The following is a 15,171-nucleotide window of genomic DNA, read 5'->3' on the forward strand; positions in this document are numbered from 1 at the left end:
GTACGCTCGTTGCCTCGTTGCCTCGTTGCCTCGTTGCCTCGTTGCCTCGTTGCCTCGTTGCCTCGTTGCCTCGTTGCCTCGTTGCCTCGTTGCCTCGTTGCCTCGTTGCGTTACTGCGCTGTTGCGGACGGGATCGGGGCGGGTGCGTGATCTGGCCGCGGCACGAGGTCGGCGAGGCGCGGCGCTGGTGGTGTGACCGAGCACGGTGAGCCGGCCGAGCGCATCGACGATGTCCGGGCCGAACGGAACGCGCAACGCAGCGCTGTGAGCGTGGTTGTCGGTGAAGCTCGAGGTGCCCAAAGCGCGAACCGTCCTGATGGAGCTCGTCCGAACCGGGCGCTGACGCACACAAAAAAGGGGACCGGCCGGAGCCGGTCCCCTTCGGGGTCTAGCGGCGGGGGTCAGCCCGCGAAGCGGATCGAGTAGACCGCCTTGTCGAAGCCGATGGCGGCGAGGTCGTTCTGGTTGCCGGTCACGATCATCGACTTGCCGGTGCAGTCCTTGCCGGTCCACAGCTTGTACGTGCCCGTGGCCTGGATGGAGGAGACGAGCGACGGGGTGGTGACGTTGGCGCAGCCGGGGCCGGAGATGCCCTGGGAACCGTTGGGCTCGGAGAGGTTCTTGCCGGAGTCGAGGATGGCGTCGGTGGCGGTCAGGGTGGCGTTGCCCGGGTTGGTCGTGGTGGTGGCAGTGCCGGCGCCGTTGCCGCCGCCGCTGTTGTTCACGCCGCCGCCGTTGCTGGTGGAACCAGAGCCGGTGCCATCGGCGAAGCGGATGGAGCGCACGGCGTTGTCCATGCCGACCGAGGCCAGGTCCTTGACGTCACCGGTGATCACGACGGACTTGCCGGTGCAGTTGGGGCCGTCCCACAGCTTGATCGCGCCGTCGGTGGTGATGGAGGAGGCGATGCTCGGGCGGAACACCTTCTGGCAGCCGGGGCCGGACACGCCCTGGGAGGCGCCGTTCTCGGAGAAGTTGGCGTCGTCGAACAGGATGGCGCTCGTGCCGGTCAGCGTGGTGCCGGGGGCGCCGGTCGGCGCGGTGGTGTTGGTCGCGGGCGGGGTGGACCCGGGCGGCGTGTTCTTGCCGAAGTTGCGCTGGCCGTCGGGGGTGACGGCCCACCAGGTGTTGCCGACGGCCTCACCGTTGGTGTCGAAGGGCTTCAGGTCCTTGCTGAACGTGTAGAGCGGCTTGCCCTTGAGGGTGATCTGGTAGTTGCCGTCGTCGGGACGCTTGATGGTGCTCAGGTCCCTCGGGTTGAGGCCGGCGACAAAAACCTTGCCGGGGTTGGAGATCTCCACCGGCGGCCAGGTGACCTTGCACTGGTCGACGCAATTGGACTTGTTCTTTTCGTCCTTGTCGAAGACGTAGATCACCTTGTTGGCCGCGTTGAGCACGACCGGGTCGAGGTCGCCGGCCTTGCCGGCCCGCAGCTGCACCCAGGAGTGCGCGACAGCGGCGGGCGCGCCCTGCGGGGCCCAGTCGCCGGTGTTCGGGGTGGCGTTGTTGGACTTCGCGGTGCCCTGCAACAGGTTCAGCGGCGAGGAGTCGGCCACGTTGCTGGTGGCCGGCGAGGCCTGCGGCGCATCCGGAGTCCCGCAGGCGGCCAGCATCGCGGCGGCGCCGGCCACGAGGACAGCAAGGGACACAACATGCTTGCGAGACATGGGATTCTCCAGTGTGGGGCTTACGGGGTTCCGGTCGTCCGGAAGCCGTTCGCGATCTACACGGGAGGTCCCGGCGAACGGTTCAAAGAATTTTCGAGAGAACCGTTCGCCGCTGGTCAGAGCCCCGAAATACTAGGGAACGAGCACGATCTTGCCGCGGGTGTGCCGCTGCTCCAGCTCGCGGTAGGCAGCGCGAACCTCGGCCAGTGGGTACTTTCGGGCAACCACGAGTTCCAATTCGCCCGCGGCGATTCGCGAGGCGAGCTCGGCCAGCACGTCGGCGCTGGCGCCGTCGGCGTTGCCCTCGGCCTTGATGCCGTACTTCTCCACGGCCGGGAAGTTGATGATCGTGTTGATCCGTCCCTTGTCGACACCCAGCTCCAACGCGAGCTCCACGTAGTCGGCGCCGAAGGTGTCGATGAACGCGTCGACGGTCCCACCAGCGGCTTCCCGCACGCGGGCGGCCACGCCGTCGCCGTACTCGACGGGCGTCACGCCGTGGGCGGTCAACCAGTCGCTATTGGACGGTCCGGCGATGCCGATGACCTTCGCGCCCGCCGCGACGGCGAGCTGCACGACCAGGGAGCCGACACCGCCGGCCGCGCCGGACACCACGACGGTGTCCCCCTTGGACAGTGCGACGGCCCGAACCGCCGCGTAGGCAGTGGTTCCGGCGACGAACAGCGCGCCGGCCTGCTCCCACGTCACCTCGGCCGGCTTCGGCGTGAGCTGCGTCACCGGGATCGCCACGTACTCGGCCTGGCTGGCCCGGTCGTCGGTCCAGCCGATGATCTCGTCGCCGACCGCGACCCCGGACACGCCCTCGCCCAGCTCGGCGATCACGCCGGCGAGGTCGCTGCCCTGACCCGACGGGAACGTCGAGGGCCATACCGAGTGGAACGCGCCGGACCGGATACCCGCCTCGCCGGGGTTGATGCCGGCTGCTTTGACCTGCACGAGCACCTCGCCGGGGCCGGGGACCGGCCGGTCCACCTCGACCACGTCCAGCACGTCGATGCCGCCGAACTCGTTGTACCTGACCGCCTTGGGCATGGCTTCGGGCCTCCTCGTCGGGTGTATGTGAAGCCTCAACCACCCGCCCGGAGGATTTAATCCAGCAGTCCCCGCTCATAGGCGAGCGAGACGGCCTCGGTCCGGCTCGAAGCGCCGAGCTTGGCCATCACGCGGGACAGGTGCACGCTGGCCGTCTTCTCGCTGATGTAGAGCCGCTCCCCGACCTGCCGGTTGGTCAGGCCCGAGGCCACGAGCTCCAGCGTCGCCCGCTCACGTGGCGTGAACAGGTCCTCGGTGTCCACCTCCACGCCGGCGACCTCGATACGAGCCCGCTTGGCCAAGGTCTCGACGGCGTCGCGCAGCGGCAACGCTCCCATGTGGACGGCCTCGGCGTGGGCGGCCTGAAGCTCCACAATGGCCTCTTCCCGCCGGCCGTCGTTGATCAGCGCCTCGGCCAGCCGCCACCGCGCCGAGGCCTGCCAGTACTTGAACGACTCGGCCGCGGCCACCGCGACCCGCCACAGCTCGACGTCGATCTCGTCGCGCAGCCGGTTGAGCTCGGCGTCCATCCGGGCTTCCATGCAGGCGGTCTCCGGATTGCGCATGTCCTCGCGCCACTGGTGATCCAGCGAGTACTCGCCCTCAGTCAGGGCCAGCTCGTGCACGCGCTCGCCCTCGGCGACGGCGTCCCGTGCCGCGTCGTCGTCGCCACGGCGCCAGGCCTGCTCGGCCATGTCGGCCAGCGCGCCGACCGCCATCGCGCCAGCCCGTCTGGCCTTGGTCACGCTGGCCCGGGGCGCCTCGGCGATCGAGGCGATGAGCCGGAGGCTCTCGTCGACGGCTTCGCGCAGGTCGCCCCGCCACATCGCCGCCTCGGCCCGCGCGAAGCGGACGCGCCCGACGATGTTGGCGTCGTCGGAGTAGGTCATGATCCGGGCCGCCCCCTCGTCCACCTCCTCGAACCGGCCGGCGACGGCCAGCTCGTACAGGGCGGCCGCCTCCAGCCGCATCGACGCCCAACGCGGCGCGGTCGTGTGGTCTTCGAGTTTCTCGGCCGCCGCGCGGTCGCCCATGTTGAATCGGACCGCCATCCGGGCCACCCGGGCCTCGATCGCGAGTTCTGACCAGGCCAGACCCACTTCGACCGCCCGTTCGACGAGCTCGTTCGCCACCACGAGCACGTCCTGGACTCGCCCCTGCATGGACAGGTTGACCGCGAGGTTGTTGCGGGCGCGGAGCTCGACGGCGTAGGCGCCGATCTCCGCCGCCCTGGTGGCGGCCGCCCGGTACAGCTCCTGGGCCTCCTCGGCCCGGTCGCGCCACTCGGCGTAGACAGCCAGGGTGATCAGCGCGTCGACCGCGACATCGTCGGCCCCGACCCGCATCGCCTCGTCCCGGGCCTGCTCGGCCAGGCGTTCCAGCTCGTCGATGTCCAGCCCGGCGGACCCGTACCAGGCCCACTCCCGGGCCCGCAGCGCGATGATCCTCGCCCGGGTGACGCTCGGCGGTCGGTCCTGGACCAGCTCCCAGGCCTCGCTGACCGCGGCGGCGATCTCCGCCGAGGCCGTCTCCAACGGGATCAGCGTGAGTACCAGCTGATGCCTGGCCTCGGCACCGGTCTCCGGGTCGTCGGCCAAGCCGATCGCCGACCGCGCGTAGGCCACCGCCCGGTCGGAGTCGCCCGCCGCGGACGCCATGCGGGAAGCCAGGCGCTGCAACGAATACTCGCTGACGCCCGGATCCGGCACCGCGCCGAAGAACCGCAACGCCTGCTCGACGTGGTGCAGGGCCTCGGCCGGGGCGCGCAGCTCGACGGCCATGTCGGCCGCCTGCACCGACGCCTTGAACGCTGTCGGCAGATCATGGCTCTGCAAAGCGTGATACGCCAGGGAGGCCGGTGAGGTGACCACCCGGGCGTACTTGGCGTGCAGCTGAAACCGTTCTCCCGGCAGCAAATCCTCGTACACGGCCTCGCGGAGCAGGGCGTGACGGAAGGCGTAGCCACGCTCGGCGGTCACGAGGACGTTGTGCTGCACGGCCTCGCGAAGCGCCTCGTCGAGATCGTCGAGCTCGGCGACAGCCTGCAAGACCGAATGCTCCACCTCGCCACCGGCCCCGGAGGCGGCACGGACGACGCGCTGGGCGTCGCGGCCCAACCGTTCGACTCGGGACAGCAACAGATCCGACAGCCCGGTGGGCACGGCGGTGCCGTACGCGGCGATGAGCTCCTCGCAGAAGAAGGCGTTGCCCTGCGACCGGGTGGCGATGTTCCGCAGCGCCTCATCGGCCAGCGCGTCGTCCGACAGGGCCGATACGAAGGTCATCGCGTCGGCCCGGTCGAACGGCGCCAACTCCACCCGATCCACAGTGGACAACCGGCCCAGCTCGGTCAGCAACGGCCGCAACGGATGCCGCCGGTGCAGGTCGTCCACCCGATAGGTGGCCACCACCAGCAGCCGCTGCCGGTTGAGCCGGGAAACCAGGAACAGCAACAGGTCCCGGGTCGCGGCGTCGGCCCAGTGCAGATCCTCCAACGCCAACAGCACCACCGAGCCGGCGGCCAGCTCCGTCAGCTCGGTGTGCACGGCCTCGAACAGCCGCAGCTGCTCCATGGCATCGTCCAGCCGGGAGGCGCTGGACTCGGGCAACCGGCCCAGCGCCTCCACGAACGGCAGATACGGCAGGCCGGCGCGCTCCACGTCGAGGCATCGTCCGGTCAGCACCGTCACCCCGTCGGCCCGAGCCCGCGCGGTCAGCTCCGCCAGCAGCCGCGACTTGCCGACGCCGGCGTCACCGGCCAGCAGCACCGCCCCGGCCCGCCCGTCCGCCGCGGCGGACAGCGCGGACTCCAGCGCCGCCAACTCCGTGCGACGGCCGACCAACGGGATCCCCGATCCGATGCGCGGCACATCGCATGGTTGCACAAGATCAGCGGCTCTGCGGCTGGTTCCCCCGCTTCCACCAGCGCCGACGGTTGCCGCGCCGGGCCGCCCGCACCTGCTCGGCGGCCTGCCGCTGGGCCTTCTGCTGCTCCATCACGTACTGGTAGTTCGAGTCGCTCAGCTGCCACATGACGAACCTCCCCTTTTCGGCCACCTTGAGGTTCGGTCTGAGGCACCCCCTCAGGCATTGGGCAGTCACGTCGTTCTCCACGCCGAAGCCGACCCGGGAGAACTGAGGGGGTACCCGGGTGATCTACGGGCCGCCTTAGGCTGCACCCCATGTCGGCGACGCGGTTGTTGGTGTTGGGGGTGGTGCGTGGCTACGGGCGGGCGCACGGCTACCTGATCGGCAACGACGTGATGTCGTGGGGCGCGGAGATCTGGGCCAACGTGAAGTGGGGCTCGATCTACCACGCGCTGAAGCAGGGCGTGAAGGCCGGCTTCCTGCACGAGGACTGGGCCGTGCCGGGCCGTACCGACTACGAGCTCACCGAGAAGGGCGAGTTCGAGTTCAAACGGCTGCTGGCCGACGCGCTGCGCAAGCCGGAGCCGCGGCCGGACATGCTGGCCGCGGGCCTGGCCCTGCTGCCGGCGCTGACCCGGGCCGAGGCGATCGCCCTGCTGCGGGTGCGGATGGAGGCGGTCGAGGCCATCCGCGCGGAGGCCGACGAGCAGTACACGAGCTGGCAGGAGCCGCCGCACGTGCGCGAGCTGTACCGGCTGCGCGTCACCGATGCGGCCGATGACCTGGCCTGGACCAGCGGATTGATCGAGCGGCTGGAGCGCGGCATGTACGCGATGGCCGGCGATCCGGGCACGGTCGGCAAGGCCGGCAGCTGGCCCCACCCGGCCTGACCGCTATTCAAGTTTGCATACCCGACCGTCGCGGGTGCACACTGGCACTCGCGGGTATTCAAGTTTTAGTACTCGACCGGGGGGACGAATGTCAGTTCTCGTCGACGGACTGCGCAAGCGGTTCGGGGACAAGATCGCGCTCGACGGCTTTGACCTGCGGGTTCGGCCCGGCACGGTGTGCGGGCTGCTCGGGCCCAACGGCGCCGGCAAGACCACGTCCGTACGCATCCTGAGCACACTGCTGCGCGCCGACGGCGGCCGGGCCGAGGTCGCCGGCTTCGACGTCGCGACCCGACCCATGGAGGTACGACGGCGCATCGGCCTCGTCGGCCAGCACGCCGCCGTCGACGAGGTGTTGAGCGGCCGTCAGAACCTGGAGCTGTTCGGCCGGCTCTACCACCTGGGCGCCGCGAAGGCCCGGGCCCGGGCCGCCGAGCTGCTCGAGCGGTTCGGGCTGGCCGACACCGGCAACAAGGCCGTCCGGCACTACTCGGGCGGGATGCGACGGCGGCTCGACCTGGCCGCCGGCATGATCCTCGCGCCCAAGGTGCTGTTTCTCGACGAGCCCACGACCGGGCTGGATCCCCGTGGCCGCAACGAGGTCTGGGACGCCGTGCGGTCGCTGGCCGGCGACGGCGCCACCGTCCTGCTCACCACCCAGTACCTCGACGAGGCCGACCAGCTGGCCGACCAGATCGCCGTCATCGACGCCGGACGGGTGATCGCCGGGGGCAGCCCGACCGAGCTCAAGTCCCGGATCGGCGGCGACCGCGTCGAGGTCGTGGTGCACGATGTCGGCGACCTGGACACCGCCGGGGAGCTGCTGCGCAAGGTGGCCGATGCCGAACCCGAGCGGGACGTCGACCGGCGTCGGCTCAGCGCCCCGGTGCGGGACCGCGTCGCCGCGCTGACCGAGACCGTCAGGGCCTTGGACACCGCCGGCGTGCCGGTGGAGGACATCGCCCTGCGACGGCCCACCCTGGACGAAGTGTTCCTGACCCTGACGGATGGAAAGGTGTCCGCGTGAGCAGCCTCCGGTGGGCCGTCGCCGACGGGTGGACGATGACCCGGCGCGACCTCGGGCACTGGGTCCGGCAGCCGGCGCCGGTGGTGGTCAGCCTGCTGTTCCCGATCCTGCTGGTGCTGATGTTCGGTTACCTGCTGGGCGGGGCCATCGCCGTGCCGGGCGGCGGCGACTACCGGGAGTTCCTGCTGCCGGGCATGTTCGTGATGACCATGGGCTTCGGTGTGGAAAGCACGCTGCTCGCCGTGACCACGGACGCCTCGCGCGGCGTCACCGACCGGTTCCGGTCGATCCCGATGTCGCCGTCGGCGGTGGTGGTCGGCCGCTGCGGGGCGGACATGCTGAACTCCGTGCTGGTGCTGGTCGTGATGGCGGCCTGTGGCCTGGCCGTCGGCTGGCGCCCGCACGGCGGCGTCGGCGCCACCCTGGCCGCGTTCGGGCTGCTGCTCCTGCTGCGGTTCGCGTTGCTGTGGGTGGGCATCTGGCTGGGCCTGGTGGTCGCCGACCCGAGCGCGGTGACGCTGGTGCAGGTCGTGGTGTGGCCGGTCAGCTTCCTGTCCAACATCTTCGTCTCGCCGGACACCATGCCCAGCTGGCTGGGCGCGATCGCCACCTGGAACCCGCTGTCCGCCACCGCGGCCGCCACCCGCGACCTGTTCGGCAACCCGGGCCTGGCCGACGGGTGGATCGGGGTCGCGGTGGCCTGGCCGCTGCTCCTGGTGGCCGTGTTCTTCCCGCTGTCGGTACGCGCGTTTCGGAGGTTGAGCCGATAGTGGACGAACTGACGCACTGCCCGGTCGTGTTCGAACCCGCGGATCCGCCGCGATTGGGCAGAATGGCCTTCTGGGGCGCCGAGCTCCCCACGGGGATGGGGGAGCTCGGCGCCCTGGACATCGTCGAGGCGCGGGAGCACGAGGTGCGGGTCCGCACCGTGCCGGCGGTGCGGCTGCCGGTCGCCGAGGCGGTGCCGCTGCTCAGCCGGGCCCGCCGCGACCGCCGGGCCCATCCGGCGACCGCATTCTGGGGTGCGGCCACGGTCGTCGCGCTCCAGCTGGTCGCCCGCGGCCGGCTGCTGCCCACAGTCTCGCCCGGCGACTACGACGCGTGGCGCATCGGCCCCCTCGACCCTGCCGACCAGGGCCGCATCGGCGAGCTGGTGGCCGCCATGCCGGCCGAGGCCCGGGCGGTGCCGGTGCCCGACCGCCTGCCGCTGGAGCTGCCGGACGCCCGTGAGCTGGTCGAGGACTTCCTGAACGCGATCGCCGACGGGCTCCCGCGTGGCGGCAGCGAGGCCGCGTTCCTGGCCGCCACCCCGCAACGCGTGCCGCAGCTGCGGACCTGGGCCGACGGCGTCAGCGTGTCGCTGCGCATCGAGTTCGACAACCGGTTCCGGGTCGTCGTGCAGCTGCACAGCCTGTCCGATCCCGGCGTGGTCAGTGACGCCGCCGAGGCGTGGGCGGGGGCCGGCAAGGCCCGCGCCCAGTCGCAGGCCCTGGTCGCGCTGCGCCGGGCGGCGCGGGTCTGGCCGGCACTGAACTCCTTGCTGCACAAGGAGATTCCCGACGAGATCATCCTGCTCGACGACGAGGTGCGGCAGCTGCTGGGCGGCGCGGTCGACCGGTTGGCGGCCAAGGGCGTGCCCGTGCACTGGCCCAAGGAGCTGGCCCAGCAGTTGGTCACGCGGGTGGCCATCGGCGGCGGCTCGGCGCCCAAGGACATGCCCGGTTTCCTCGGCGGCGGCGAGGCCCTGCGCTTCGACTGGCAGGTCGCCCTCGGCGACGACCCGTTGACCAAGGACGAGCTGGAGCAGCTGGCCCAGGCCCACCGGCCGATCGTGCGGCTGCGTGAGCAGTGGCAGCTCGTCGACGCCGACCTGGCCCGGCGCGTCCGGCAACGGGAGCTCACGCCGCTGAACCCGTTGGCAGCGCTCGGAATCGCGCTGACCGGCACCGCCGAGATCGACGGTGAGCAGATCGAGGTCGTCGCCGACGGCTGGCTCGCCACGGTGCGGGACCGGATCGCCGACGCCGAGGGCGGGGCCGAGCTGTTGGCGCAGCCGCCGGCGTTGAACGCGACGTTGCGCGACTACCAGCTGCGCGGCCTGCGCTGGCTGGCCCGCATGACCTCGCTCGGCCTCGGCTGCTGCCTGGCCGACGACATGGGCCTGGGCAAGACGATCACCGTGATCGCCCTGCACCTGCACCGCTCGGCCGGTGTCACGCTCGTGGTGTGCCCGGCCTCGCTGCTCGGCAACTGGGAACGAGAGATCCACCGCTTCGCGCCCGGTGTCTCGGTTCGGCGATTCCACGGCTCGGCCCGCGACCTCGACGACGTCGACGGTTTTGTGCTCACGACCTACGGCACCATGCGCCGCGACGCGGACGAACTCGCTGCCGTGCCCTGGGATCTGGTCGTCGCCGACGAGGCCCAGCACGTGAAGAACGCCCGGTCCGCCACCGCGAAAGCCTTGCGCGGCATCGGAAACGGTGTTCGGGTCGCCCTCACCGGCACGCCCGTCGAGAACAGCCTGTCCGAGCTGTGGGCCATCCTGGACTGGGCCACGCCCGGGCTGCTCGGCTCGCAGCCGGCGTTCCGGCGGCGGTGGGCCAAGCCCATCGAGGCCGACAAGGACGAGGAGACCGCCCGGCGGCTGGCCCGGATGCTGCGGCCGTTCCTGTTGCGGCGCAGCAAGTCCGACCCCGGCATCGCGCCCGAGCTGCCGGCCAAGACCGAGACCGACCAGCTCGTGCCGCTCACCCGGGAACAGGCTGGGCTCTACGAGTCCGTGGTGCGCGAGGTCATGGCCGAGATCGCCCAGACCGACGGCATCGCCCGCCGTGGGCTGATCCTCAAGCTGCTCACCTCGCTCAAGCAGATCTGCAACCACCCGGCCCAGTACCTCAGGCAGACCGACGCCCGCCTCGCCGGCCGTTCCGGCAAGCTCGCCCTGTTCGACGAGCTGGTCGGCACCATCGTCGCCGAGGACCACGCCGTCCTCGTGTTCACGCAGTACGTGGCCATGGCCGAGCTGCTCTCCCGGCACCTCGCCGACCGTGGGCTGCCCAGCCAGCTCCTGCACGGCGGCACGCCCGTCGCCCGTCGCGAGGAGATGGTCGACCGGTTCCAGGGCGGCGAGGTGCCGATCTTCCTCATCTCGCTGAAGGCCGGCGGCACCGGGCTGAATCTGACCCGCGCCGACCACGTCGTGCACTACGACCGCTGGTGGAACCCGGCCGTCGAGGACCAGGCCACCGACCGCGCCTATCGCATCGGGCAGACCCGGCCCGTGCAGGTGCACCGGTTCATGACCGAGGGCACCATCGAGGACCGCATCGCCGCCATGCTCACCGCCAAACGCGCCCTGGCCGACGCGGTGTTGACCGGCGGCGAGGCCGCCCTGACGGAGCTGACCGACGCGGAGTTGTCGGACCTGGTGAGGCTGCGATGACCGACGCCCAAGGCTTTCCCGCTTTTCCCGCTCGTAGCCGGCGCCGACAGCCCACCTGGTGGGGCACCGCGTGGATCCAGGCCATGGAGGACACCGCGGTCGACGCCGGGCTGACCAAGGCCGGTCGGCGCATCGCCGGCCAGGGCCAGATCGGGCCGATCACCATCAGCCCGGGCCGGATTGCGGCGGTGCTGGACAATGCCTTCAGCACCAGCATCGCCGTGGAAGCCCTGTCCGACAACGCATGGGCGGCGCTGGTGGCCGAGGCGTCCGTCCAATCGGGACACCTGGCCGCCCTGCTCGACGGATATCTGCCGCACGACCTCTCCGCCGTGGTGCCGGGCGTCGGCGATCTCGACGCCCAGTGCAGCTGCGAAGACTGGGGCAACCCCTGCCAACACGCCGCGGCCCTCTGCTACCAGACGGCCTGGCTGCTCGACGCCGATCCGTCCCTGCTGTTCCTGCTGCGAGGCCGCTCGGCCGAGTCCCTCACCACGGAGGTTTCCCGACACCACAACGACAACACCGTCCTGGCCGCCGAGGCCTTCGCCCGGCCCGCCCCGCCGTTGCCCGAACCGCCGCCGGCGGCCACAGGGGAGCTGCGGCTGCTCAGCATCGAACCGCCGCCGGGCATGGATGCCGGGGCGCTGGCCGGCGCGGCCGCCACGGCGGCGACCCGCGCCCGGCAGCTACTGGCCGAGGGGCCAGCGGGTTCGTAGCCGGGGCAACAGATCCACCTGCCACCACGGCGACCAGGCGTCGCGACGTCGTTGTGGATGAGGGCCGCAGTGACGGCGTGCTCGCGGATCGCGGTGAGCAGCCGTGATGCGGCCATGTCGAAATCGACGCGGCCCCGTTCCTGTACGACCCCAGCAAGACCATCACGTTGTCGATCAACGGCGCCACCGCCAAGAGCTACGCCGTGCCGTCATCGTTCGGCGGCTATCCCATGTACTTCGAGGCCGGCGACTACAACCAGAGCAGTAGCGCAGCTCGACCGTCGGCGCGCTGGTGCACTTCTACGCCCTGAGCTTCTCCCACTCCTGAGCCGACTGCAGCTACCTACAGGATCCCGCCATGACAGTTGTCACGGCGAGGTCCTGACAGGTGTGCCAGGGCTCGGACGCCTCGCGGCGACAGGCTATGTGCCATGGACAGCACAGACACCGTCACCCGGGGCGCCGCCGTGAGCCTCCGCGGACTGGTCAAGCACTTCGGCGACGTGCGCGCCGTCGACGGGGTCGACGTCACGATCGCGCCGGGGGAGGTCGTGGCGCTGCTGGGGCCGAACGGGGCCGGCAAGTCGACGACGATCGACATGCTGCTGGGCCTGGCCGAGCCGACCCAGGGCGCGGCGTCGGTGTTCGGGCGGGCGCCACGGGAGGCCGTTGCCGCCGGCCTGGTGGGCGCGATGCTCCAGTCTGGCGGCCTGCTGGATGACGCCACGGTGTCCGAGACCGTGGCGCTGTTCCGGGCGATGTACCCGAAACCGTTGCCGCTCAAGGAAACCCTCCAGCGGGCCGGCCTGGCCGAGCTGGCCGGCCGCAAGGTGGGAGCGCTGTCCGGCGGCGAGAAGCAGCGGGTCCGTTTCGCGGTCGCGCTGGCCAGCAATCCGGACCTGCTGGTCCTCGACGAGCCGACGGTGGCCATGGACGTGGAGGGCCGCCGTGAGTTCTGGGCGGCCATGCGCTCCTACACGGACACCGGCCGCACGGTCGTGTTCGCGACCCACTACCTCGCCGAGGCCGAGGACTACGCGGACCGGGTGGTGCTGCTGCGCTCGGGCCGGGTCGTCGCCGACGGCTCGGTGAGCCAGGTCCGCTCGCTCGCCGCTGGCCGCGTGATCACGGCCAAGATCCCGCACGCCGACGAGGGCGCGCTGGCCCTGCTGCCGGGCGTCACCTCGGTGTTGGTCCGCGGCGACTCCACCGAGCTGGCCTGCGTGGATTCCGACACGGCCCTGCGCGAGCTGCTCGACCGCCACCCGCAGGCCCGCGACATCGAGGTCCGAGGCGCCGGCCTCGAAGCCGCTTTCGTCACTCTGACCAGGCAGGAGGCCGCCTGATGGGCGCGCTGTTGGCTTTCGAGGTGCGCAGGCTGGTCCGCTCGCCCCGGTTCTCCATCTTCACCGTCGCGTTCCCGCTGGTGATGTTCCTGGCCTTCAGCTCGGCCGAGGGCCGGGGCGACCCGGCCGTCGTCGCCTACCTGATGGTGAGCATGGCGGCCTTCGGCGCGGTGGCCGCGTCGGTCAGCACCGGCTCCCGCACCGCGATCGAACGCCAGGTCGGCTGGAACCGCCAGCTGCGGCTGACCCCGTTGAACGGCGTGAACTACCTGGTCTCCAAGGTCGCGGCGGCGATGCTGGTCGCGCTGCCGAGCTTGCTGCTGGTGTACGCCGCCGGGGTGCTGTTCATGCATGTGGACCTGAGCCCGGGCACGTGGCTCCAGCTGATCGTCTTCTGCTGGCTGGGCGTGCTGCCGACCGCGGTGCTGGGCCTGCTCATCGGCCTGCTGGCCACCGGAGACTCGGCCCAGGCCATGAGCACGGTGCTCATGCTGGGCCTGAGCATGCTCGGCGGCCTGTGGCTGCCGCTGAGCGCCCTGCCGGCCGTCATGACCGACATCGCCAAGGCCCTGCCGAGCTACTGGCTGGCGGAATTCGGACATGACGCGTTGGCAGGCAACGTTCTGAGCTTCCAGGGCGTGATCACCATGGCGGCCTGGATCGTGGTGGCCGGCGCGCTCGTCGCGCTCCGCTACCGGCGGGACTCCGCTCGCGTCTGATCGGCGGCTCGCGCGCCAGAGGGGAGTGCGCGAGCCGCCGTCAGCCCGAACAGGTCTCGCTGCCGGGGCAGCTGCGCAGCAGCCGCACCACAGGGGGCGCCGTGATCCTCGACGGCGCCCCCTTCGCGCCGTCCGGCCACTGCACGGACACCGCGATCGACGACGAGTTGTTGTCGTAGTTCTTCTCCGTCAGCGTCCGATCCGGATTGACCGTGTTCACCACGTCGTACACGCCCGAGGACACTCCGGTGATGTCCAGCCACTGGAAGTCCACGGTGTAGCGGTAGTCGTCGCCGCTGCCCACGGAGATGCCCTCGGTGACGTCGGTGGCGCCGGGCTGCTCGTGGCCGCACATGTTGTAGATGAGGACCTGGTGCAGCTTGGCCTCGGGCTCCTCGTCCTCGTGCACGCGGTGCTGCAGCGACGCCTTGTCCGGCACGTCGTAGCGGTCGCCCAGGCAGAAGCCGTTCTTGCGGTCGGACACCACCGCGCTGCCGGACAGCGTCCGCAGCTGGAAACGCTCGAAGTTCAGCAGGTGCCAGTGCATGTGGGCCGGGGCCGGCTCGTAGTAGGCGCTGGTGCCGGACGGCTTCTGGGCGTTGCGGAAGGTGTCCGGGATGGGGCCGTGCACGCCGTTCTGGAAGGCCTGCCGCACCGACATCGTCGGGAACAGCGTGCTGTCCCGGTGGGCGTAGAACAGCAGCGGGCCGTCGCCGATGTTCTCCTCCGACGAGGTGAACCGCAGCCGCACCGCCCTGATGTCGCCGGAGGTCACGCACGGCGCGTTGGGGGCGTTGACATCCGTGACCATGCAGACGTCCCAGTCCTTGCAGTCCTGGGGATCGCCGCGGTGGTTGCCCGCGCAGCCGACCGGCGCCTGGCGCAGGTCCGGCACCAGCATGGGGGCCGCCGCCTCGGCCGGGGGCGTCGTCGCCACCAGGGTCAGAACCGCCGCCACAGCAAGGAACCGCGCAGTCGCCGTCATGGCCTCAACCTAGCCACGCGGCCTCCGACCCGATCGGGTGATGTCCGCTGTGACCGTGCGTGGATGCCCTTAACCTCGGCCCGTGTCTGCTGCCACCGAACCCGTCACCGCCCCGCTTCCGTCCCTTCAGGACGCCCGCGTCGTGACCGCCCCCGCGCTGCGTGAGGCCGCGCTCGTGCTGGACGCCGTCGCCGCCGTCGTGTCCAAGTCCGACGCCGACACCGCCGCCGGCATCCGCAAGGTCGTCGCCGACCTCGAGGCCGGCGACCGCATCGACCGCCCCTGCTGCGACAACCCCTGGAAGCCCGCCCTCACCACCGCCCTGTCCCACTGACCCCATTTATGCAGGGAAGGACGCCTTGAGTTTTAACGTCGGGGTGGTTCAAGGGGTCCCTGGTTGATCATGAACGCAGCCCTTGAGTGATCATGTTTCTTGCGACAGAAACACACGA

General features: G+C 70.9%; 13 protein-coding genes. 8 read left to right on the forward strand and 5 right to left on the reverse strand.

Annotated elements, in window-relative coordinates; all coding sequences use genetic code 11:
• Positions 1-401: 401 nt before the first annotated feature.
• From AB0M73_RS34780 to AB0M73_RS34795, 4 genes are all read right to left on the reverse strand, one after another.
• The gene (locus AB0M73_RS34780; RefSeq protein ID WP_363899947.1) at positions 402-1,667 is read right to left on the reverse strand and encodes a hypothetical protein; all 1,266 of its coding nucleotides are present in this window, start codon (positions 1,665-1,667) and stop codon (positions 402-404) included.
• Positions 1,668-1,799: 132 nt separating this feature from the next.
• On the reverse strand, positions 1,800-2,720 hold the full coding sequence (locus AB0M73_RS34785) for an NADP-dependent oxidoreductase (RefSeq protein WP_363899950.1): 921 nt from the start codon (positions 2,718-2,720) through the stop codon (positions 1,800-1,802).
• 56 nt (positions 2,721-2,776) lie between these two features.
• A complete protein-coding gene (locus AB0M73_RS34790) occupies positions 2,777-5,590 on the reverse strand; it encodes an AAA family ATPase (protein ID WP_363899953.1) in 2,814 nt (937 codons plus the stop codon).
• A gap of 19 nt (positions 5,591-5,609) precedes the next feature.
• On the reverse strand, positions 5,610-5,753 hold the full coding sequence (locus tag AB0M73_RS34795) for a hypothetical protein (protein ID WP_157494709.1): 144 nt from the start codon (positions 5,751-5,753) through the stop codon (positions 5,610-5,612).
• A 149-nt stretch (positions 5,754-5,902) separates the two neighbouring features.
• Here AB0M73_RS34795 and AB0M73_RS34800 point away from each other — a divergent pair, with 149 nt between their 5' ends.
• The 7 genes from AB0M73_RS34800 to AB0M73_RS34830 all read left to right on the forward strand — a co-directional run bounded on the left by AB0M73_RS34800 (position 5,903) and on the right by AB0M73_RS34830 (position 13,734).
• A complete protein-coding gene (locus AB0M73_RS34800) occupies positions 5,903-6,478 on the forward strand; it encodes a PadR family transcriptional regulator (protein ID WP_363899956.1) in 576 nt (191 codons plus the stop codon).
• 88 nt (positions 6,479-6,566) lie between these two features.
• Positions 6,567-7,505, forward strand: a complete 939-nt coding sequence (locus AB0M73_RS34805; RefSeq protein WP_363899959.1) for an ATP-binding cassette domain-containing protein — start codon at positions 6,567-6,569, stop codon at positions 7,503-7,505.
• On the forward strand, positions 7,502-8,275 hold the full coding sequence (locus AB0M73_RS34810) for an ABC transporter permease (protein ID WP_363899962.1): 774 nt from the start codon (positions 7,502-7,504) through the stop codon (positions 8,273-8,275). The genes AB0M73_RS34805 and AB0M73_RS34810 overlap by 4 nt, the downstream gene beginning before the upstream one ends.
• Before the next feature lie 62 nt (positions 8,276-8,337).
• Positions 8,338-10,950 carry a DEAD/DEAH box helicase gene (locus AB0M73_RS34815; RefSeq protein WP_363899982.1) on the forward strand — a complete coding sequence of 871 codons (2,613 nt, stop codon included), beginning with the start codon at positions 8,338-8,340 and terminating at the stop codon, positions 10,948-10,950.
• A complete protein-coding gene (locus AB0M73_RS34820) occupies positions 10,947-11,669 on the forward strand; it encodes an SWIM zinc finger family protein (RefSeq protein WP_363899964.1) in 723 nt (240 codons plus the stop codon). Before AB0M73_RS34815 ends, AB0M73_RS34820 begins: the two co-directional genes overlap by 4 nt.
• Before the next feature lie 431 nt (positions 11,670-12,100).
• Positions 12,101-13,015 (forward strand): ABC transporter ATP-binding protein, encoded by a 915-nt coding sequence (locus AB0M73_RS34825; RefSeq protein WP_043719356.1) that lies wholly within the window; start codon positions 12,101-12,103, stop codon positions 13,013-13,015.
• Complete coding sequence (locus AB0M73_RS34830) at positions 13,015-13,734, forward strand: ABC transporter permease (protein ID WP_363899968.1); 720 nt, start codon at positions 13,015-13,017, stop codon at positions 13,732-13,734. The genes AB0M73_RS34825 and AB0M73_RS34830 overlap by 1 nt, the downstream gene beginning before the upstream one ends.
• A 40-nt stretch (positions 13,735-13,774) precedes the next feature.
• Here AB0M73_RS34830 and AB0M73_RS34835 read toward each other — a convergent pair whose 3' ends face one another.
• Positions 13,775-14,719: a lysyl oxidase family protein gene (locus AB0M73_RS34835; RefSeq protein WP_363899971.1), complete on the reverse strand. Its 945-nt coding sequence runs from the start codon at positions 14,717-14,719 to the stop codon at positions 13,775-13,777.
• Between the two features lie 82 nt (positions 14,720-14,801).
• Here AB0M73_RS34835 and AB0M73_RS34840 point away from each other — a divergent pair, with 82 nt between their 5' ends.
• Positions 14,802-15,053 carry a hypothetical protein gene (locus tag AB0M73_RS34840; RefSeq protein WP_363899974.1) on the forward strand — a complete coding sequence of 84 codons (252 nt, stop codon included), beginning with the start codon at positions 14,802-14,804 and terminating at the stop codon, positions 15,051-15,053.
• Positions 15,054-15,171: the final 118 nt, after the last annotated feature.

Source organism: Kutzneria sp. NPDC051319 (genome assembly GCF_040682195.1).
In the GTDB taxonomy this organism is placed as follows: domain Bacteria; phylum Actinomycetota; class Actinomycetes; order Mycobacteriales; family Pseudonocardiaceae; genus Kutzneria.